The sequence below is a fragment of the Pseudomonas sp. CCI4.2 genome, assembly GCF_034350045.1.
Lineage (GTDB): Bacteria > Pseudomonadota > Gammaproteobacteria > Pseudomonadales > Pseudomonadaceae > Aquipseudomonas.
Genome location: NZ_CP133781.1, coordinates 125,105 through 146,617, shown reverse-complemented (window position 1 = coordinate 146,617; position 21,513 = coordinate 125,105). Strand labels below are relative to the sequence as shown.

Here is a 21,513-nt window from a genome sequence, read left to right as displayed (position 1 = left end):
ACAGGATAATGCCGCATATTTTTTTGGTGGTTCGTCTCTGCGAGCCGTTAGTCATCGTGGCTGATACGTTTTTTGTTTGGCCATCTGTGCCTGACAATCCTGGAGTGTCTTGGTTTGATCGTCTTTCGTTATCTGTCCCGAGAAGTGCTGGTGACCATGAGCGCCGTCAGCGCTGTGTTGCTGGTGATCATCATGAGCGGACGTTTCATCAAGTACCTGGCTCAAGCCGCATCAGGTGCGCTCGATCCCGGCGTGCTGTTCATGATCATGGGCTTTCGCCTGCCAGGTTTCATGCAACTGATTTTGCCGTTGGGGCTGTTCCTGGGCATTCTTCTGTCTTACGGTCGCCTTTACCTCGAAAGCGAAATGACCGTACTGGCGGCGACCGGCATGAGTCAGCAACGCTTATTGTGGATGACCATGGCCCCGGCGGCCGTTGTGGCCCTGGTGGTCACTTGGCTGAGCTTGGGGTTGGCACCGCAAGGCGCCGCGCAGGTCGCAATGATCGTCAACCAACAAGACGCAATGACCGAGTTCGACACTCTGGAGCCGGGGCGTTTCCAGGCGCTGCGTGACGGTTCGCGGATTACCTATACCAAAACCCTGTCCGAAGACCGCGCCCAGCTCGGCGGTGTGTTTATTTCTGAAAAGCGCTTGTCTAGCGACGGCAAAAAGGACCAGGGTATTTCCGTACTGGTTGCCGAAAAGGGGCGCCAAGAGGTCAAGCCTGACGGCACCCGTTACCTTATTCTGGAAAATGGTTACCGCTACGACGGTAATCCCGGCGAGGCGAACTACCGCGCCATCAAGTACGACACCTATGGCGCTGTATTGCCTAAGCCGGAAATCAGTGAAGAAGTCACCGACCGCGAAGCCATCCCTACGCGCGACTTGATCGGTAACGACACCTTGCGCGCCAAGGCAGAACTGCAATGGCGTTTGTCGCTGCCGTTGCTGGTCTTCATCGTTACCTTGATCGCCGTGCCGCTTTCCAAGGCCAACCCGCGACAAGGGCGTTTCCTCAAACTGCTTCCGGCGATTCTTCTTTATATGGCGTATCTCACCATCCTGATTGCTGCGCGCGGAGCGCTTGAGCGCGGCAAGATTCCAATAGTCTTTGGTTTGTGGTGGGTACATGCGCTGTTTCTGTCCATCGGCATCCTGTTGCTGTACTGGGAATCTCTGCGGTTGGGCATGGCGAGTCGCCGCGACGCGAAGGAGGTGACCCGTGGTTAAAATTGACCGTTATATCGGCAAAAGCGTTTTAGTCGCGATCCTGGGTGTACTGGGTGTCATTTTGGGCCTGGCCTCGCTGTTCGCTTTCATTGATGAAATGGGCGACATCAGCGACACCTACACTCTGATGGACGCCAGCTCGTTCGTGTTGCTGACGGCACCTCGACGGGTCTATGAGATGTTGCCGATGTCGGCGTTGATTGGCTGTCTGGTGGGGCTCGGCAGTCTGGCCAGCAGCAGCGAACTGACCATCATGCGAGCGGCTGGCGTGTCGGTTGGGCGCATTGTCTGGGCGGTCATGAAGCCGATGCTGTTGCTCATGGTGGCTGGCGTACTGGTTGGCGAATATGTTGCCCCGGTCAGCGAAGACATGGCTCAGTCCAACCGCTCCTTGGCGCAAGGTGGCGGCGACGCACAAAGCAGCAAATACGGCGTATGGCACCGCGAGGGCGAGGAGTTTATTCACATCAACGCCGTGCAACCTAACGGTGTGCTGTATGGCGTGACCCGTTACCGCTTCGACGATCAGCGTCATATGCAGATCGCTAGTTTTTCCAAACACGCGAAGTTTGAGAAGGACCACTGGCAACTGCAAGACGTGACCACCACGGTATTCCATGGTGACAGCACTGAAATCGTAACCAGCCCGAGCGAGCGCTGGGGTGTGACATTAAGCCCACAGCTTTTGAGTACGCTGGTCTTGCCGCCGGACTCGCTGTCGATTTCCGGACTGTGGAGTTATTCGCACTATCTGGCGGAGCAGGGTTTGAACAACGGTCGTTACTGGCTAGCCTTCTGGACGAAGGTCTTGCAGCCGTTGGTGACCATGGCCTTGGTGTTGATGGCCATCTCGTTCATCTTCGGACCGTTGCGATCAGTGACCCTGGGCCAAAGGGTGTTTACCGGCGTGCTGGTGGGCTTTACCTTCCGCATCGCCCAAGACCTGCTGGGGCCGTCGAGTCTGGTGTTCGGCTTCTCACCACTGTTCGCGGTGCTGGTGCCGTCCGGGATTTGCGCTATTGCCGGGCTCTGGTTGTTGCGTCGGGCGGGGTAAAGCGGCTGTTCCCTCTATAGGGGCCGCCGTGCGGACTGATCGCAGCCTTCGGCAGCTCTTACAAAAATCTGTGCATCGCCAGAATCCGTGGGACTGAATTCATTCGGGAAGGGCTCCGCGCGGTATTTCAGCAAGGCCGCGCTGCCTGATATATCGCCCTTTGAAATGTGTCAGGTATAACGCTTCCCGAATAAATGCGGTCCCACACAGCCCCTACAGTTACGCAATATTCCCAGTATCATCCCTTCTGCTTCGGCACCCGTACCAACTGTGTGTCGGAATACATGTCATGCCAGCTACGTTTCTGCTTGTCAAAGAGCACCCAGAAAAACCCCAGCCCTACGCAGAGCCACGAGCCGATCGAGACCACGAAGCGCAGCAGCGCCTGCCACAGGCTGATGCCGGTGCCGTCGGCGTTTTGCACGCGGATGCCCCAGACCTGCATGCCGAGGGTTTGACCCGAGTGGGTCCAGAATTTCGCGAAGAAGCCGAACAGCACAAACAGCAGGATCGTTGACAGCAACGGGTCGCCATCCAGCGTGCCAGCTTCTGATAAGGCTCGCAGTTTGGCTTCGCCGACAAACGCCATCAAAATCAGTTTGTACACCAGGGTGGTGACCATGAGCAGGGCGATGCAAAGCAGGGTGTCGTAAACCATTGCTGCCAAGCGACGACCTAGCCCCGCAATGGGAAAGTCACCTTGGGGACGAAGCTGATGTGTCGACATGGCAGACGCTCGATTACAAAAAAGAAAGCATTTTACGGAATCCCACGCATAAAAAAGCCCCTGATGGTCAACATCAGGGGCTTTTCTGTTCCAGTTACTTACCCTTCGGCTTGAACTTCATCCGCCTGCAGACCTTTTTGGCCCTGCACGGAGATAAAGGTTACTTTCTGGCCTTCTTTCAGGCTCTTGAAGCCGTTGCCCTGAATAGCGCGGAAATGGACGAACAGATCCGGCCCGCTTTCTGGCGTGATAAAACCAAAACCCTTTTCGTCGTTAAACCACTTGACGGTACCGCTCTGACGTTCAGCCATTTTCTTTATTCCTTGAAACTTAAATTAATGACAGTCCCTTTCCGTTGAAAGAGAGCTGGGACTGGTTGCAGGAAGAAAGAATCGTCGAACGGGATGTAGCAATGCTTGGCTCTACTGTCCAGGTCACGGTTCAAGCGACCCATGCAAACACAGTTGAGAAACTTTACGCCAACTTCGTCCGGAAAAACAAGCCCGGTTCAGGACCGGTTTCCGGGGCTCTCCGGCCTGTTTGAAAAATTTAACCGATGCGGTGCAATCGATAGATTTTGCCGGGAAGTTTAGGCTATAAGCGTGGCGGGGTAGGGACTAAGCGCGCCGTTCAACGAGGCGGTATTGCGAGGGGATGACCGTTCTGCGCACTGTTTTTGCTCAGTGCGCAGGTGTCATTGTATTAACCGCGGAAGTAACGCTGTGCCACGAATGGCATTTTGCTGACCTTCATTGGAATTTTTTTGCCGCGCACGATAGCCCAGACTTCGCTGTCCAATGCGACGTGGGCGCTGTCGAGGTACGCCATGACCAACGGACCGCCAAGGCTTGGACCGAAGCCGCCACTGGTGACACTGCCGATAATTTTGTCATCAGCGTCGACGATCTCTGCGCCTTCGCGCACGGGGGTGCGTTCTTGTGGCAGGAGGCCGACACGTTTGCGAGCGACGCCAGCCTGCTGCTGAGCGAAGATCTGTTGTGCGCCAGGGAAGCCACCGACACGCGCGCCGTCGACACGTCGTACCTTGGAGATGGCCCACAACAGGCTCGCTTCGATAGGTGTGGTCTCGGTGTTCATGTCGTGGCCGTACAGGCAAAGACCGGCTTCCAGGCGCAGCGAGTCACGTGCGCCGAGGCCAATCGGTGCAACTTCAGGCTCGTCCAGCAGGCGTCGGGCCAAGGCTTCAGCGTGGTCCGCCGGAACCGAGATTTCGTAGCCGTCTTCGCCGGTGTAACCCGAGCGGCTGACGTAGCAATCAGCACCCAGCAGTGTCACTTTAGCGAACTGCATGAAGGTCATTTTCGCCACTTCAGGCGCCAGACGTGCAAGCACTGTTACAGCGGCCGGGCCTTGCAGGGCGAGGAGGGCGCGCGCTTCGAACAACGGCTCGATGTCGCACTGACCTGCCAAATGTTTCTGGATATGCGCTAGGTCATCGTCTTTGCAGGCGGCGTTGACCACCAGAATCAACTGGTCGTTACCGATATTGGCGACCATCAGGTCGTCCAGGATGCCGCCGTTTTCGTTGGTGAACATGGCGTAGCGTTGCATGCCCACTGGCAGGTCGATAATGTCGACCGGCACCAGCGTTTCCAGGGCTTTGGCGGCGTTGGCGCCGGTCAAGCGAATCTGGCCCATGTGCGACACGTCAAACAAACCGGCCTGGGCGCGGGTGTGCAAATGTTCTTTAAGCACACCCGCGGGGTATTGCACCGGCATGTCATAACCGGCGAACGGGACCATTTTTGCGCCGAGTTCGCGGTGCAGGGCGTGAAGCGGTGTGGTTAACAAGTGTTCGGTGGACATTGATGACTCCTAAGATTTTCCAGACTCGTCTAAATAGCGACAATTCCAGTGGATGGCATGAGGCTGAAATGTCAGCACTCGATAATGTTCACGGCCAGCCCGCCTCGGGCTGTTTCCTTGTATTTGCTCTTCATGTCAGCGCCGGTCTGGCGCATGGTGCGGATCACTTTGTCGAGGGACACAAAGTGCTGACCGTCGCCACGCAGCGCCATGCGCACGGCATTGATGGCCTTGACCGAACCCATGGCGTTGCGCTCGATGCACGGCACTTGCACCAGTCCGCCAATCGGGTCGCAGGTCAGGCCGAGGTTATGTTCCATGCCGATTTCGGCAGCGTTTTCCACTTGTTGAACGTTACCGCCCAAGACTTCGCACAACGCGCCAGCCGCCATGGAACAGGCTACGCCGACTTCGCCTTGACACCCCACTTCAGCCCCAGAGATCGATGCGTTCTCCTTGTAGAGAATACCGATGGCGGCTGCCGTGAGCAGAAAACGCACGACGCCGTCTTCGTTGGCCCCAGTAATAAAACGCATGTAGTAATGCAGCACCGCTGGAATAATCCCTGCCGCGCCGTTGGTGGGCGCAGTGACGACGCGGCCGCCATTGGCGTTTTCTTCGTTGACCGCCAACGCGTACAGGTTCACCCAGTCCAACACTGACAGCGCATCGCGTAGCGCGGCTTCAGGGTGCTGGCACAGCTGGCGGTGCAGGGCGGCAGCGCGGCGCTTGACCTTCAAGCCGCCCGGTAAAATGCCTTCGTTACGGCAGCCTGCGGTGACGCAGTCCTGCATGACTTGCCAAATCTTCAGCAGACCGCTGCGGGTTTCTGCTTCCGGGCGCCAAGCGGATTCATTGAGTAGCATTACTTCGCTAATGGACAACCCATGGGTGGTGCAATGGCTGAGTAACGCTTTGGCGCTTTTGAAGGGGAAGGTCAGCGGCGTGCTGTCTTCGACAATGCGGTCTGCGCCGGCGGCGTCTTCATCGACGACAAAACCGCCGCCGACTGAATAATATTCGCGACTACGGATCTGCAATCCAGCGGCATCGAAGGCACGGAAAATCATGCCGTTGGGATGGAACGCCAAGGGTTTGCGGATCATCGCCAGGTGTAGTTTTTCATTGAACGCAATACTGTGTTCACCCAGCAGATTCAAGCGTTCACTGCCACGGATCTGTTGCAGTCGCTCGGCGACGGTTTCGGTATTGACCGTGTCCGGGTGCTCGCCTTCCAGGCCCAGCAATACCGCTTTATCACTGCCATGGCCCTTGCCGGTAGCGCCCAGCGAACCATACAGCTCGACCTTGATGCTGGCCGTGCTGGTTAACACGTCGTCGCGACGCAGACCTTCGGCAAACCGAGCAGCCGCGCGCATTGGGCCAACAGTGTGCGAGCTGGAGGGTCCGATGCCGATCTTGAACAGGTCAAACACGCTCAGTGACATGGTGCACTCCGGTATTTTTTGTTGTTTTAAATGCGGTTATCCAGACGTACCGCGTTAAGCCATTCGCGAAGGCGGTGTGCCAGACACACCGCCACAGTACGCCCCGTCTATATCAAGCCTCTTGATAGCTCTCAATCGATGGGCACGCGCAGATCAAGTTGCGATCACCAAACACGTTGTCGACGCGACCCACTGGCGGCCAGTATTTGCCGTCGATCAACGAAGCCACCGGGTACACCGCTTGTTCACGGCTATAGGGGTGAGTCCACTCGCCAACGATTTCGGCCGCGGTGTGCGGTGCGTTTTTCAGCGGGTTGTCTTCCTTGTCCAGCGCGCCGCTTTCCACTGCGCGAATCTCTTCGCGGATGCAGATCATGGCGTCGCAGAAACGGTCCAGTTCTTCCTTGGATTCGCTTTCGGTCGGCTCAATCATCAAGGTACCGGCCACCGGGAACGACATGGTGGGTGCGTGGAAGCCGAAGTCGATCAGGCGCTTGGCGACGTCATCAACGCTGATGCCGCTGCTGTCTTTCAAGGGACGCAGATCGAGGATGCATTCGTGTGCCACCAGACCATTGCTGCCGGTGTACAGCACGGGGTAATGCTCTTCCAGGCGTCGCGATATGTAGTTGGCATTGAGAATCGCCAACTGCGAAGCACGCTTGAGGCCAGCCCCACCCATCATGCGGATGTACATCCAGGTAATCGGCAAAATGCTTGCGCTGCCGAACGGTGCCGCGCAGACCGCGCCCACCTTGCGCTCCATCGTGGCGTGGCCCGGAAGAAACGGGGCAAGGTGCGATTTCACGCCAATCGGGCCAACGCCTGGACCGCCACCGCCGTGGGGAATGCAGAAAGTTTTGTGCAGGTTCAGGTGCGACACGTCGCCCCCGAATTTGCCCGGCGCGCAGAGGCCAACCATCGCGTTCATGTTGGCGCCGTCGATGTATACCTGACCGCCGTTATCGTGAACGATGCCGCAGATTTCGCGAATGCCTTCTTCGAACACGCCATGGGTCGACGGGTAAGTGATCATTAGCGCGGCGAGGTGTTCGCGGTGCTCAGTGGCTTTAGCGCGAAGGTCTTCGATGTCGACGTTACCGCGTGCATCGCAGGCGGTTACGACTACTCGCATACCGGCCATGTTGGCGGTCGCTGGGTTGGTGCCGTGGGCAGAAGATGGGATCAGGCAGATGTCGCGGCGCTCGTCGCCACGGCTCTGGTGGTAAGCACGAATGGCCAGCAGGCCAGCGTATTCACCTTGAGAACCGGCGTTCGGTTGCAGCGAAATCGCGTCATAACCGGTGGCGGCGCAGAGCATCGCTTCCAGTTCGTCGGTCAATTGCTGATAACCCAGGCTTTGCTCGGCAGGGGCGAACGGGTGCAGATTGCCGAACTCGGCCCAGGTGATCGGAATCATTTCGCTGGCGGCGTTGAGCTTCATGGTGCACGAGCCCAGCGGGATCATGGTGCGGTCCAGCGCAAGGTCCTTGTCGGCCAGTTTGCGCAGGTAGCGCATCAACTCGGTTTCGGAGTGATAACGGTTGAACACCGGGTGGCTGAGGATCGGCGACTGGCGCAACAGCGCGGCAGGCAGCTTCGATTCGACACTGGCGGCCAGTGCATTGAAGTCCGGCAGGCGTTGTCCATCGGCAGCAAATACCAGCCACAACTCTTCAATGTCAGCCTGTTGGATGGTTTCGTCGAACGACAGGCCAAGGCGCTGGGCGTCGATTTCACGCAGGTTGATTTGTTGTGCGCGGGCTTTGGCGTGCAGGGTCGCGGTATCGGCGCCAGTGACCAGGGTCAGGCTGTCGAAAAAGAACGCTTGCTCAACGTTCAAGCCTAATTGGCTCAAGCCTTGGGCGAAAATTGCGGTCAACTGATGCGTGCGCTTGGCGATTTGCGTCAAGCCACGAGGACCGTGGTACACGGCGTACATGCTGGCGATATTGGCCAGCAATACCTGAGCGGTGCAGATGTTGCTGGTGGCCTTCTCACGGCGAATATGTTGTTCGCGGGTTTGCATGGCCAGACGCAACGCAGACTTGCCGTGGCGATCAACGGACACACCGACCAAACGGCCAGGCATGTCGCGTTTGAAGGCGTCGCGGGTAGAGAAGTAAGCCGCGTGCGGGCCACCGAAGCCCAGCGGGACGCCGAAACGTTGTGCGCTACCGATGGCCACGTCTGCGCCAAACTCTCCCGGCGGGGTCAGCAACGTCAGGGCCAACAGGTCAGCTGCGACCGCAACCAGTGCGTGGGCAGCGTGGAAGCGCTCTACAAGTTCGCGGTAATCGAACACATCGCCATTGCTGGCGGGGTATTGCAGCAGCGCGCCGAAATACTCACCGACCTCGGTCAGTTCGCTTTCATCGGCGACCACCACCGTGATGCCCAGTGGTTCGGCACGGGTGCGCAGCACGTCCAGGGTCTGTGGGTGGCAATGGCTGGAGGCGAAGAACAGGTGGCTGCTCTTGTTCTTGCTCAAGCGTTTGCAGAAGGTCATGGCTTCGGCGGCGGCGGTGGCTTCATCGAGCAACGAGGCATTGGATATCGGCAGCCCGGTCAGGTCGCTGATCAGGGTCTGATAATTAAGCAACGACTCCAGACGGCCTTGGGAAATCTCTGGTTGATACGGCGTGTAAGCGGTGTACCAGGCCGGATTTTCCAGCAGGTTGCGCAGGATCGGCGCCGGGGTGTGGGTGTTGTAATAGCCTTGGCCGATGTAGGTCTTGAACAGCTGGTTTTTGCCGGCGATGACTTTGATCGAAGCCAGTGCATCTGCTTCGCTTTGACCTGGGCCCATGTCGAGGACGCTGGTGCCTTTAATGCTTTCTGGGATGACGGCGGCGCTCAGCGCTTCCAAGGAGTCGAAGCCCAGGGTGGTGAGCATGGCTTTTTCGTCAGCCGGACGCGGGCCGATGTGGCGCGCGACAAATTCGTTGGCGGTGCTCAACTCGATACGATCAGTCATGGCTATTCCTCAGGCGTCGGCGTTGGCTTTGATCAGGCGGTCGTAGGCGCCCTGATCGAGCAAGGCATTAATGGCGTCAGCGTCTTGCGGGATAAAGCGAAAGAACCAGCCCGCGCCCGACGCGTCTTGGTTAACCAGCTCAGGGGTCGCATCGAGGACGGTGTTTACTTCCACCACTTCGCCATTGAGCGGCATATTGATGCTGCTGGCGGCTTTGACCGACTCCACCACCGAGACCTCAGCGTGTTGAGTGTAAGCCTGCAGTTCCGGGAGTTGCACGTACACCACGTCGCCCAGCGATTCTTGCGCGTAGGGGGTAATGCCGACAGTGACGCTGCCATCTGCTTCGGCACGTAACCATTCGTGATCAACCGTGAATCGCAACTCGCTCATAAAAACTCCTCAAAGGCGCAAAAGCTCGTGACTGGCACGAGCGTAATGGCGAGTTCATAGCAATTTTGCGGCCAATGTTGGATATACGTTTTAAATCAATGATTTAGGGGGTTCTACGTAGGACCCTGTATTTAGCTTTGTAGCGAAATCGCTACAGTGACTGCCCCGTCTAAAATATTTACGGGATCAGAGCCTTGCATACGGTGGGTGTACAGCCATGTGTAGCGAAATCGTTCCGTTGTACTGGTTTCAGTACAGGAACGAAGCCATGCCCAATCTTGCAAATAAATGCAGATTCAGTGGTAGCGAACTTGTTCGCGAAGGGAGAGCGACGCGGTTTCCAGGCATACCGCGAGGACAACCTGTTTGATGCAATGTGCCAGCATTGCCTTGGCTTTTATGGGACTGGGTCTTTTCGCAGGCAAGTAGAAGGGGAGGGCGGATGTGAATCCGCCTCCTACTTGATGCAATCAGGGCACTTACAGGAAAGCATCAACTTTTAAATACGGCTACACCTTATCAGCGTGGGCTGCCGATGCTAGAGCAGCGGCTCCCGGTGCCTTGCTGGCAAGCACAGTATCGCGACAGCCATGTGCACGATTAAGCTGCACCTCGATGTGATTGAACTGGTTGCCAGACAGCAGCGCCACCAGAGAACGTGCGGTGAAATTCTGTCCGCCTTCGGTCAGGATTTGTACATAGAGACTCATAAGCGCCGGCAGAATTGGCCCGGCCAGATCGTCGTCCAGCAAGGTTTCACTGACCACGAGGCAACCTCCTGATTTGAGATGATGGTGGGCATTGGCCAACAGTGTGACTTGGTAATCATGACTCCAATCTCCCAATACAGCGGAAATCACCACCACATCAAAGTCAGCCTCAGCCAGTGGTAAACGAGAGAAAATATCCCCTGGTCGGCATAAAATTCGATCACCCAATCCGTTGCGATCAACTTCCGCGCGCGCGAAACGCGTGGCTTTTTCCAGATCAATCAGTGTGATCTGCGCCTGCGGGATCGCCTGTGCGATCTCAATAGAAACCTGCCCACCGCCGCCGCCCAGATCAAGTATGCGCAACGCAGCCGCAGAACCGACTCTCGTGCTTAGCGCGTCGGCAATACGTGTTCCCGCGCCAGTGCTGAACGTGTTCATGGCCGCCATAAACACACCGAAGTCGTTCTCGCTTTTATCCAACTCGGCATAGAACTCATCGGTATTGCTTTGCGCTGAGGACAGGTGCAGGCGATCAGAGATTGGCTTGCCACTTTGGAGCGAATCGGCAAGCTGTCCGAATAATGGATAGACATGACGGCTATGATGCTCTACCGCCGAGCACATATTGTGCGCGCTGTGGCGGGATAGCAGTTTCTGCGCATCACTTGAGTTGAAAAACTGTTCATCCCGCTGAATGATCAATCCCACCGACAAACCGAATGACACCAGTTTCTGGACTTGCGACGCACTGAGCAGGCACGCGTCAGCCAGTTCACTGATTGCGGTCCCTGATGTCACATCCAGATGACTGAACAGATCCACCTCTACGCAACCGAATAACGAGGCAGACAACATGTAGCCATTAACCAGGGTGTGCACCAAAGCTTCGGAACTTGGCAATTTACCGCGAAAATCAATCGTTCCCTGATTCAGCATATCTATGATCCCAGTGTTGAGTTGATGTAAGCCAAGGTCCTGGCCGGTGCGTACTTGAAAGCGGCTCCTTCGCCGAAAGCAAATACATGTGTGTGTTCGGGCAAAGCGGTTTTCGCTTCTAGAGCCACTGACGCAAAGGCGTCTGCCGCGCGCGTGGTGCGCACGCCGGAGAATAAAAGCGGCACCGGTGCGTATCGTTGTAAATGCGCCAAAGCCTTGTTCAGATGGGCGTCGGTGCGGTCAGGCAGATTGTCTGGGGCAACGTCCCAATCCAGCTGAGGAACGCCAAATAGAATTTCGCCGCACGCGGTCGGACGAGCATGGAAGCCGCTGTCGTGTTCAACAATAAAAGGCAGACACGCCAGGTTATGGCCTGCAAGCCGATGAACGGTGACGGTTCGATTGCGCACTACAACCGGCAGTCCCAGTCGTTCGAGCAGGTTAGGAGTCCAGTAACCCGTAGCAAAGATCACCCCATGAGCCACGTAACGCCCAACTTGCGTCAACAATTGCCGTGCACCGGCATTTTCCTCGAAAGCCAGCACCTGATGACCGAACCGGAAATTCACCCCAAGCCGCTCACATGCTGCCAGCAGTGCATGCCATGTGATCAGAGGATCTCTGAAGCCGGCGTGTTCATCTTCCACGGCGTAATCCACTGCTTCCCATTGGATATGCGGTCTGCGAGCCTGAAGGTGCGCACGCGAAAGCACCCGCAGGCCCGTCGCGCTGGCCCTTTCCAGCAAACCCTCAGCGGCTGCCGCACCGAAGCCGTAATAACTCGGGCAAGAACGGAAATCGTCAGCCAGACCCAGTTCCGAGTAAAAATCGTGGCTTTGTATGACTCGGGCGCTGACAACAGGATCAGGATCGAAAAAGCGTATCCCGGCCCCTGATACAGTAGAGGCGTTTGTCACCTGAGACATTTGCTCGATGACACAAACTCGCAGTTTGCGTCTTGCCAAGTGCAGTGCGGTGCACAGACCGACGAGACCGGCACCGACGACGAGCCAATCGTAGCCGCTGGATACCTCCCTTGAACTCATAAGCGATCCAGCTCGCCAATCACTTGCGGCATGATGCAGCCCAAGTGCAGGCGCAACAGTGCCATGGCTTGGGCCTCAAGGTACATGCTAGTGCGCCGTTCGCCGTGATCAGCCGAATCCTCGAAATCGCTGGAGGTCATTCGCTGAAAGCGGATTACCACATCAAGTAACTGCTTGACCGAGCTGGCGTATTGTTTGACGGCATAGCCGTTGGGTACAGCGAGGGCGTTGCCCAGATGGATCTTGTGCCGATTGAAAAACGTGTCGTATTCCTGGTGCAACCGAGTCCAGGATCCGGGTTGCGGAACGACTCCCGCGAATTGCCCGTCGAGTCGCTGTCGATGGATAGCGAGCAACTGCGTCAGATCAGCCAAAGAGCTTTGACGAAAGCTTTCAAACTCACTGCGATCATAGTTTTCGCGGTTAACGTCGGGTCTTTTCAGCGACAGGTAAAAGCGGTACCAGTCTGCAGCTGCCGGCGAGGTAAACACATCGTTAGCCCAGATCGCGTGGTTGCGACTTGTGGAAAATTTCAACTGATCCAACAACAAAAACTCGTTGACTACGAACGTTATCTTCAATGCCCGCACCCCCAGCGCTGCAAGCAACTGTGGGTACAGATGGGCATAATAGAACGAGTTGTCGAAACCCATCAGGTGAATGATTTCAAAGTCTGCGCCATTCAGGCGTTCGATTGCTCGTTCGACATCACTGACTTCTTCGCCAAATACACTCTTGTAAATTGCGGCCAGGTAACCCGCAGCCATTTCGATCCAGGCCAGATAGGATTGTCCCCTCAGTTGCGGATGTCTTGAAGGCACGCCCCACTCACTGTGGAACGTCACCACATAATCTTCCTGCGCGAGCGCCTGTTGCTTGAGCAGGTACTTTTCAAGTTTCGGTGGCGCGGTGACCTGAAAACTGGCGTGTACAAAATCGCCAGCACATCGGCCGAGATCCAGTACACCCTTTTTACCTTGCTGCAGCGTCGGCGTCGCATCGCACAAGTTGCACGACACATCGTGCAGGTTGTAGCTGTTATTGGGGCTGCCGCAGTCTTCGCATATGCACCCATTGGAGGTCGCATGACAGGTGGGACAGCCGCCCCGGGCAAAAGCGTCAAACACTTCAATCCTGCAATCGGCACACCATGCGATGTTCTGCGGTTTGATCTGCAGAATGTCTTTTGCCAGTAGGCACTGGATAAAGTCGTGTACGAATTCGAGGTGAAAATGACTGTCGCAATCATGCACGTCGTCGTAACCGATACCGGCATTATCGAAAGTGCACAGGATCGATCGACTGAATTGTTTATAGACATCGCGAGCAGAAATACCCTGTTGCCGCGCCTTCAGGTCAACATAGGATTGGTGCTTGTCCAGACCGACAATCAAACTGGCCGGTGTGCCCTGACTCTGTAGATAGCGCTTGATGATATCGGCGCAAATGTAAGGCCCGGAAATATGCCCCAGGTGCAGATCGCCGTTAGGTGTCGGTGGCGGTGTAAACAGGATCTGGCGAGTGGTCCGGGACTCGGATTGTGATTCTGCGTTTTCCCACCAGATAGTCATAAACTCAACTTGCGACTGGGGATGGGCCTCAATGTAATGTTCGCTGAAAGGCTTGATATAAATAACATCCCCGGCCGAGATGTCGCTTCGAATGTTGTTCTGAACAAATGCTCCATGACCGGAAACGATGATGAACGTTTCATGTTCGTGGTGTAGATGCGGCTGGCTAAGCGTCCCGGCTTCAACGGTGACACAGGCAGAACCGAAGGGTGTACGCAGTGACGGCTCAGGATAGATACGCTTGATCCTTGCGTTGTATTCATGACTCAACTTGAACTGCTGGTGCTTTCTGACGACTTCCATGCTTGTCTCCCAAACTTGCAAAATGCGGATCACCGGGCACACGAAACCCTGAATGCAGACTTATGTCTGCACCCTTCATCCGTACTTATTGATTTAAATTGTTTCTAGCGAAAGTAACTCGTCGAAAGTCTGACGACGACGAATAACCCTGACCGAGTCGCCATCCAGCAATAACTCCGGGATTAACGGTCGGGTGTTGTAATTGGATGACATGCTCGCACCGTATGCGCCGCAATCATGGAAAACCAGCAAATCATCCACCTGCAGATCCGGCAGCAATTGGTAATCGATTGCGCCGTTGCTCTGCTGAGTGAACACATCGCCAGCCTCGCACAACGAACCAGCCACCACGGTGTTGCGCCACAACCCCCGATCAGACACAGGGACTTTTTGAATAGCGGTGATTTGGTGAAAACTGCCATACATGGCCGGCCGTATCAAATCGTTGAAACCGGAGTTCACGAGCACAAAATGATTAATCCCAACATCCTTTTTAGCCCTGACCTGAGTCACCAGGTACCCGGATTCAGCGACCAGAAGGCGCCCCGGTTCGATCTCCAGCGTCACCGAATGCCCAAGATGCTCTTCAATTTGGCAGCGCGCCAGATCCCAGATCCGGAAGTACTCGTCGATGTCGATCTGCGGATCATCGTCGCGATAGGCGATTGGCAATCCGCCCCCCGCCGAGATCGCCGAAATATCGAACGGGCAACGCAGCACGTGCTCGACCATACTCGCGCAGACACGTTGCAGATGCTCGTAATCGACGCCGGAGCCGATGTGCATGTGCAGCCCTACCAACTCCAGACCGTAGGTTTCGATCAGTTGGTAGCACACATCCAGGTTTTCATGCCAGTTGCCGTGCTTGCTGTGTTGGCCCCCAGTATTGGTTTTGCGGCTATGGCCGTGACCGAATCCTGGGTTTATCCGCAACCAGACTTTATGCCCGGGACTCGCCTTGCCCAGTTGCTCCAGCATTTGCGGTGAGCCGGCGTTGACCGGAATGTTCAGTTCGATCACCCGTTCCAGCGTCGCTTCGTCCAGGACATCACAGGTGTAAACGATTTGGGCGTGACCCTCATCGTTGCGAAATCCGGCTCTGTGGGCTCGTTCAATTTCGCCCAGTGACACTGCGTCGACCATGGCGCCCAGACTTTTCATTAATTTGAGTATCTGAATGTTCGGGCTGGCTTTCTGCGCATAGCGAATCACGTCGAATGCTCGCAATTGCGCGGTCCGGCGACGAATGGAATCGGCGTCATACAGCCAGAACGGCGTGCCGAACTCGTGTGCCAGTTGGTTGATCAGTGAATCGTTGATGTTGTTCAAAGTGAGGCACCCGTTCAAAGAGCCGGAGGGCTTAGCTCGTACCAGACATAAGCTTTTCGGGACGGTTCGAGCACATTCCATTCGCCCTTGTAACCGGCGGGAAAGACCAGTTGCATGCCGGGTAAAAACAACACCTGAGTGCCCTGCTCGTCTTCGATCATGATCCGCCCCTCCAGCAGACTAGCGAATTCGTGCCCGGTGAAGCTCACCGTAAAACTGCCCACGCTGCATTCCCAGATCCCTACCGAGAACAACCGGTCAGCGCTCTCGAACTGCTTGTGAAAAGTTTGCACAGGACGACCCTGCGTGCACTTTTCCGGTGGTGTTGCGTATTCGATCAATTCCATGGCCGGGTTGGCTAGCGAAAGAATGTGGCGATTGTCGAACATACGTTTATCTCGTGAAGGAGGGGGCAGGACCGGGTTCAGTTTGCTCGATTTCAAACAGGTCGGCTGCGAGCCTGGCCGTTTGCAACATGAAGTCAGGTTTGTCCTGATACTCGATCGGCCAAAACCACTCCACATGGCCTTCACGGGTTTCGAAGTTCTGTGCGTCCCTGTCGGAAACATCTCCGACACCTTTGTAAAGACTGAGTTCGTGCACACCCTCGGGCAGTGCAATTGGATTAATACGGGTAATCATTCCAGGTGCAGTTTTCAGGAACGCGACGGCAGCGGTCCCCCGACGTTTGATCAGGGGCATGTCGTCCCAGATGTCGCAATAGCTCTTTGCGTGCAGAGCATAAAGATCAATGCCCAACGAGCGATAGACCAAGTCGATGATGCGATCGCCTGCGGGCCGGGCGCCTACCTCAATAATGAAAGGCACGCCATCAACGATCTTGATCTCGACATGAGATACGCCACGTTCGATACCCAGCGCCCGGCACGCTTTTTCGGCGGTCATGCACAAAGCGTCGTAATCAAACCCTGCATAGGGAACGATGTGGCCCATTTCAGCAAAAAACGGACGCGGCGACAGTTGCTTGTGGGTGACGGCCGCCGCCTTACACTCGTCAGGCCTGCAATAAACTTCGACGGAGACTTCAAGTTCACTGTCGAGAAAGGCTTCCAAGTGAATCCGCTCAGGATCGATGTAAAGAATGTCCTTGTACTTGTGCAACAGCTTTGCAGCGTCATTAATCGCCACTTGCAATTCTTGCGGGTTACTCACCAGACGCACTCCGCCACTGCCACCAAAGACACTGGGTTTGAAAATTACCTTTTCCTGGTCTTTGAAGACGTAGTTGGCAACACCTTCATTGACCGCTAGAGTCGGCGCGATATTTAGTCCGGCTTTTGCCAGTTCAGTCTTCATCAGTAACTTATCGCGGCAGCGCAGTATCACCGCGTCACTGTGGAATGGTATTGCGTATTGCCTTGCTATCGCAGAGCCAGCTTCTAGAACGAAATCGTTGACTGGAATGACAGCCGCCGGTGTGAGACCGGTCTTGCGTTCATAGTGTTTGACCGCCTCTAGCGCTCGCACCGGATCCAGCAGGTATGGACTGACTATGTAGTCGTCAGCCAGGCTGGCTGCTGGCCTGCGCCGCTGGGCTAGAACCTCTCCAGGATAGGCCAGCACCACAACGGCCATGCCCAGCGCACGCGCGGTACACAGCACGGCCCGCTCCCTCATGGGCAAGTCGGCGCCGATCAACAAGGCGTAGCTATTGGATGACGTCATATCGAATCCTCGAACTTTTACGTAAATAGGTTACGGCTCTTATCAGGCGCCGACGGATGTGGTGTTCGACTGCCCTTGGACGAAACGAGTCGCTGAGGTCTGCAGCAACAGCGCGATGGATAACGTGATCATCAGGAACGGTATGAGCCACGCAGTTTCGATCACTGCCAGTTGCAGACTCAGAATCAGCAACAACACAGGCGTAGCCAGCGCATTCGCTCTGCTGACACAAAGGCCGACGGCCGCCTCACTGTAGCGATAGGCAATCGCAGCGCGGATGTGCACCCGGGCGCCGCCAAAAGCCATGCCCAGAATCAGCAGGCTCAGCGCCTTGAGGACAAGCGTATCGGGCATCAGGAACCACACCAAAGCGGCAGCGACGGCAAGTGCTATCAGCCCGGACAAAAAAAACAACAGGTTATGGCCGGTATTGCTCAAAATGATCAGCACACCGATCAACGCCATGCCCATGCCGAATACGGCGTCCAGCACACCTAGCTCAAACAGCGCCCAGCCATGGATCGACACGTACACCGGAAGCATGAAGTTAAATGCTCCGAGGATTGGCCAGATCAACACCATCGCAATGAACAAGCTCCGTGGAAGCTTCGCTGGAGCCGCCAAGGTACTTCCCTCCCGGGCTTCAATCACGTCAGCGCTATTTCGGGTGTAGCAAACCGCAGCGACGAGCAAGAAGCTGACGCCCAGAAGAATTGAAAATCCCATGCCGGTCAGAATCGGCATCAGGCCTGCCGCCAACAACGGGCCTATCATCAGCGCAGCTTGGCTGGTGGCGGTCGTCGCACCGCTGATGCGCCTGACTGTCGCTTCATCCATGCCACGCTGAACTTGGGTAAACCACATGTCCAGACTGGCTTCCAGCAACATGAATATCAGCCACACAAACAGATTGGCGATGAGCAGCCCGACCGTGATATCACGGCACCCCCCGGCAACCAGGCTCAGACTTGCGAGACATACCAGGAACCAGCTGCTCATCTGGCGTCCGTTCATTCGGGTCGATAGGCGCTTGATCATCATCGGAGTAACAAACGCCGGAATAAATGAACAAAAAATCGCGAGTGCCAGCGGCAAATAGCCGCCTTCATTCTGATTGAGAATGGTCCATGTCAGGGAAACCAGCAGTGCACCGGAAAACAACCGGTAAACCGTGGAGCACACTAAAAACACGATTAGCTCTCTGGTCATTTTCATGGCGCCATTGCTCCCTGCGAGACCTTGATGCTCAGCGTATTGGCGATTTCCCCGCCGACTTCATGGGAGCGCCGGGAAATAACCGAAAGCAATGTATCGCTCAGACCATGGGTATGTTCCGACATGCCCTGGATATAAATGTTAGGTTTAAAGTTGTCAGTCATCTGCAAGGCGTAATGACGGCTCAAGCGCGGTATGTGTGCGGCATCTGCCCAATAAGACTTGAGGGAATCCAGCAGCGCCAAGTTGTTCTTGCGGCTGTAACCGGTAGCGCAGATAACAACATCTACTTCAAGTTCCTGACGCTCACCGTCGAGCGTCGAAACTAATGTGACAGCCAATGCATTATTGTGCTCGACCACATGGGTGAGCCGTTTGAACTTGAGCATTCCGAAGCGATCGGCATCCCCGCCAATCATGGCTTCATATTCTTCACGATAAAGGCCTTGAATAATCGCCAGATCGGCCACCGAGTAGTTCGTGTCGAAGTGTTTTCGGATCAGAGCCTCGCGATTATCCGGATCGAGGTAATAAATCCGGTCGATCATTTCGTTATCAAAAACTTCATTTACGTATTCACTGTCATCGGCTTGCTTGAACCCGATGCCACTGCTCGCCACCCGCACATCTGCATGGCGGTAATGGCTGATCAGGTACTTATAGATCTCCGCCGCACTCTGCCCGCAACCCACCACCAGAAAACGATAGCGTTTGCTTTCATCGTATTCCGACAGCTTTTCTAGCAACTGCGAGGAGTGGAAGACGTGCGGACTGGCGCACGCGACCGGCATTGCCGGTTCACCGCCGATAGCGATAGCGAGATTTTGCGTCCTGACGACCTGTATGGTGCCGGTCAGCGTGTCATTGACGGTTACATCAAGAGCGACGACTTGATCATCTTCCGTGACCGGCAGAACCGATTGAACCGATGATGAGTAACACGTTATATGATTAAAGTGTCCGGCAACCCAGCGCAGGTAATCATCAAATTCCTTGCGACTTGGATTGAAGTCCCTCAAGTTGGCGAAAGAACCCAGCCGACGATGTTCATGTAAATAGTTTACAAATGTAAAATGGCTTTTCGGATTGCGCAAAAAACAAAGATCTTTCATAAAAGAAATTTGCATCTTGGTATTGGGTAACATCATCGGATGATGCCAGCCATGTTTATTCTTGGCTTCAAAAAACATTATTTTTTTGCCTTCAGTCTCTTCTTTATAATCTTCATAAAGCGAGACCGCCAAGCCAATATGCGAAGGACCAAAACCAATGCCGACCAAATCATGCATATCCATAAGTTGCCCCCTCACATTGGGGCGATTCCAGTTAATCCATTGGCAAGCTTGATCCGCCTCCTGCTCGCCCTTGCAGACTATCGATGACCTATCGGCGCCGTTGAATAAAAGGCACCCCATCGCACATATGAAGGCAGCAGAGTGGTGGAGGTTTGTTTGTCGGGCCAGTGTAATTATGTGATCTCTACATTCAAAATATCATTTTTTTTTAGAGACCTTTCATTTTTGATATACCTTGAGCAAGGCTTAAACGGCTCGGCATGCTATGCTCGCTGCCGCTTCTCAATGGATTCTGGCCGTATCTGCCTTGGGGAAAAGAGTGAGATTCAGTTTCAGGCAAGTCGAAATATTCTGGGCGATAATGACCACCGGCAGCGTGACCAAGGCCGCGGTGTTGTTGAAAACCTCACAACCAACCGTCAGCCGTGAAATCGCTCGATTTGAACATGTCCTCGGGCTCAAACTGTTTGAACGAACACAGGCGCGGTTGCAGCCAACCGCTCAGGGGCTGAGCTTGTTCGAGGAAGTGAAAACCTCCTATTACGGGCTCGAACGCATCCACAATGCGGCGCAATCGATCAAGAATTCCCGGACCAGTCTCACGATCGCATGCTTGCCTGCTTTTTCGCAGAGCCTGTTGCCCTATGTGTGTGGTCGATTCATCAATACGTTCCCTGAAGTGAATATCAACATCACCCCGCAGGAGTCCCCGCTGCTCGAGGAGTGGATGACCGCCCAACAGTATGATTTGGGGTTGACTGAAAACAGCGAAACGCCGCCAGGCACTCGATGTGAAAACATATTTACAGGCGATGAAGTGTGCGTGCTGCCATCGAGTCATCCGCTGTGCAGCAAAAAGGTGATTACGCCTTTGGATCTGTCCGGCGTCAACATGGTCAGCCTCGCGGGTCAGGACCCTTACCGGATCATCTTCGACAGGATACTTGCTGACGCGCGTGTCAAATGTCGCACCGTCATAGAAACCCACAGCGCAGCGGCCGTCTGCTTTTTCGTCCAGCAAAACGTCGGGGTAGGTATCATCAATCCGCTAACGGCCTTGAGTTTTACAGATCAGGCTGTGTGCTTACGACGGTTCGCGATTTCTATACCGTTTTCCGTCAACCTCATCACATCGCTACATCGGCCGCAGACGTCAGTCGCTTCGGCCTTCATTGATGAGTTGAAGTTGAGCGCCGGCGAGTTGCACCAGAAACTTCATACGTTACTAGAGTGATGTAGAAGAAATAGGCTCGATCCCCATAAAAAGTGCTGAAGTTAATTCCAGTGCTTGTGGAGTTGCAATGTTGACATGCGCGGTTTGACGTTTGCGTCGCCACGCGCCAAGTCGTCCTGCGCCGAGTTGTCGCTGTCGCTCGGCCAGAATGCGTTGCCTGTACCTGGGTGATGTTCTGGACCGCCATCGAGGTGCAGGCCGAAGATCATCTGAGTATCAACACCAACCCCCGATCAGGCCTTGGGTGAAGCCGGGCTGTTGGCTTGAGTGAGGTGCGTCAAAGCTGTTGTAAGTTAAATGCTCGAACCAACAACGCATTAGTTCGAGCAAAATACTTAAGCCGAAGGTAAAGCCGAACCTTGATCGGAACCCGCCACGTTGTGGGTTTGAGGCCCTGCGCCCGAAGTGATTTCCCGAGCAACTGTCCAAACGATAATCGCCGCGACGATGTCAAAAATTGCCAGCACCACAAGCAGTGGACCGTAACAAACGTGTGTCACCAAAACGCCGCCACCGGGATTGG

The 21,513-nt window shown here is 55.2% G+C and carries 17 protein-coding genes and 2 pseudogenes; 3 read left to right on the top strand and 16 right to left on the bottom strand.

Translation table 11 applies throughout. The features are described 5' to 3' along the window. Nucleotides 1–114: 114 nt before the first annotated feature. On the top strand, nucleotides 115–1,236 hold the full coding sequence (lptF, locus tag RHM65_RS00675) for an LPS export ABC transporter permease LptF (protein ID WP_322167861.1): 1,122 nt from the start codon (nucleotides 115–117) through the stop codon (nucleotides 1,234–1,236). Next, nucleotides 1,229–2,290 (top strand): LPS export ABC transporter permease LptG, encoded by a 1,062-nt coding sequence (lptG, locus tag RHM65_RS00670; RefSeq protein ID WP_322167862.1) that lies wholly within the window; start codon nucleotides 1,229–1,231, stop codon nucleotides 2,288–2,290. The genes lptF and lptG overlap by 8 nt, the downstream gene beginning before the upstream one ends. A 238-nt stretch (nucleotides 2,291–2,528) precedes the next feature. Here lptG and RHM65_RS00665 read toward each other — a convergent pair whose 3' ends face one another. The 14 genes from RHM65_RS00665 to RHM65_RS00600 form a co-directional block, all read right to left on the bottom strand. Beyond that, nucleotides 2,529–3,017 (bottom strand): RDD family protein, encoded by a 489-nt coding sequence (locus RHM65_RS00665; protein ID WP_322167863.1) that lies wholly within the window; start codon nucleotides 3,015–3,017, stop codon nucleotides 2,529–2,531. A 98-nt stretch (nucleotides 3,018–3,115) separates the two neighbouring features. Next, on the bottom strand, nucleotides 3,116–3,328 hold the full coding sequence (locus RHM65_RS00660; protein WP_005790849.1) for a cold-shock protein: 213 nt from the start codon (nucleotides 3,326–3,328) through the stop codon (nucleotides 3,116–3,118). 391 nt (nucleotides 3,329–3,719) lie between these two features. Continuing rightward, a complete protein-coding gene (gcvT, locus tag RHM65_RS00655) occupies nucleotides 3,720–4,844 on the bottom strand; it encodes a glycine cleavage system aminomethyltransferase GcvT (RefSeq protein WP_322167864.1) in 1,125 nt (374 codons plus the stop codon). 71 nt (nucleotides 4,845–4,915) lie between these two features. Continuing rightward, nucleotides 4,916–6,292, bottom strand: a complete 1,377-nt coding sequence (locus RHM65_RS00650; RefSeq protein ID WP_322167865.1) for an L-serine ammonia-lyase — start codon at nucleotides 6,290–6,292, stop codon at nucleotides 4,916–4,918. Nucleotides 6,293–6,404: 112 nt separating this feature from the next. Beyond that, nucleotides 6,405–9,269 carry an aminomethyl-transferring glycine dehydrogenase gene (gcvP, locus tag RHM65_RS00645; RefSeq protein WP_322167866.1) on the bottom strand — a complete coding sequence of 955 codons (2,865 nt, stop codon included), beginning with the start codon at nucleotides 9,267–9,269 and terminating at the stop codon, nucleotides 6,405–6,407. Nucleotides 9,270–9,278: 9 nt separating this feature from the next. Beyond that, nucleotides 9,279–9,662, bottom strand: coding sequence for a glycine cleavage system protein GcvH (gcvH, locus tag RHM65_RS00640; protein WP_322167867.1), 384 nt, complete (start codon nucleotides 9,660–9,662; stop codon nucleotides 9,279–9,281). A gap of 509 nt (nucleotides 9,663–10,171) precedes the next feature. Next, nucleotides 10,172–11,311 (bottom strand): methyltransferase, encoded by a 1,140-nt coding sequence (locus RHM65_RS00635; protein ID WP_322167868.1) that lies wholly within the window; start codon nucleotides 11,309–11,311, stop codon nucleotides 10,172–10,174. Nucleotides 11,312–11,313: 2 nt separating this feature from the next. Continuing rightward, entirely contained in the window at nucleotides 11,314–12,357 is a 1,044-nt protein-coding gene (locus RHM65_RS00630) for an FAD-dependent oxidoreductase (protein WP_322184159.1), read from the bottom strand. Continuing rightward, nucleotides 12,354–14,231 carry a class I tRNA ligase family protein gene (locus RHM65_RS00625; protein ID WP_322167870.1) on the bottom strand — a complete coding sequence of 626 codons (1,878 nt, stop codon included), beginning with the start codon at nucleotides 14,229–14,231 and terminating at the stop codon, nucleotides 12,354–12,356. The genes RHM65_RS00630 and RHM65_RS00625 overlap by 4 nt, the downstream gene beginning before the upstream one ends. A gap of 93 nt (nucleotides 14,232–14,324) precedes the next feature. After that, on the bottom strand, nucleotides 14,325–15,560 hold the full coding sequence (gene lysA, locus RHM65_RS00620; RefSeq protein WP_322167871.1) for a diaminopimelate decarboxylase: 1,236 nt from the start codon (nucleotides 15,558–15,560) through the stop codon (nucleotides 14,325–14,327). Nucleotides 15,561–15,574: 14 nt separating this feature from the next. Further along, the gene (locus RHM65_RS00615) at nucleotides 15,575–15,949 is read right to left on the bottom strand and encodes a cupin domain-containing protein (protein ID WP_322167872.1); all 375 of its coding nucleotides are present in this window, start codon (nucleotides 15,947–15,949) and stop codon (nucleotides 15,575–15,577) included. 4 nt (nucleotides 15,950–15,953) lie between these two features. Then, on the bottom strand, nucleotides 15,954–17,183 hold the full coding sequence (locus RHM65_RS00610) for an ATP-grasp domain-containing protein (RefSeq protein ID WP_322167873.1): 1,230 nt from the start codon (nucleotides 17,181–17,183) through the stop codon (nucleotides 15,954–15,956). Between the two features lie 105 nt (nucleotides 17,184–17,288). Continuing rightward, the gene (locus tag RHM65_RS00605; RefSeq protein WP_322167874.1) at nucleotides 17,289–18,461 is read right to left on the bottom strand and encodes an MFS transporter; all 1,173 of its coding nucleotides are present in this window, start codon (nucleotides 18,459–18,461) and stop codon (nucleotides 17,289–17,291) included. After that, nucleotides 18,458–19,756 carry a SidA/IucD/PvdA family monooxygenase gene (locus RHM65_RS00600; protein ID WP_322167875.1) on the bottom strand — a complete coding sequence of 433 codons (1,299 nt, stop codon included), beginning with the start codon at nucleotides 19,754–19,756 and terminating at the stop codon, nucleotides 18,458–18,460. The genes RHM65_RS00605 and RHM65_RS00600 overlap by 4 nt, the downstream gene beginning before the upstream one ends. A gap of 265 nt (nucleotides 19,757–20,021) precedes the next feature. Between RHM65_RS00600 and RHM65_RS00595 the strand changes: the two genes are divergently transcribed. Beyond that, nucleotides 20,022–20,990 carry a LysR family transcriptional regulator gene (locus tag RHM65_RS00595; RefSeq protein ID WP_322167876.1) on the top strand — a complete coding sequence of 323 codons (969 nt, stop codon included), beginning with the start codon at nucleotides 20,022–20,024 and terminating at the stop codon, nucleotides 20,988–20,990. Nucleotides 20,991–21,031: 41 nt separating this feature from the next. Here the strand turns inward: RHM65_RS00595 and RHM65_RS00590 are convergent. Then, a pseudogene (locus RHM65_RS00590) lies at nucleotides 21,032–21,208 on the bottom strand (outer membrane porin, OprD family); the annotation flags it as partial. Nucleotides 21,209–21,325: 117 nt separating this feature from the next. Beyond that, nucleotides 21,326–21,499, bottom strand: a pseudogene (locus tag RHM65_RS00585) (MFS transporter); the annotation flags it as partial. Nucleotides 21,500–21,513 lie beyond the last annotated feature (14 nt).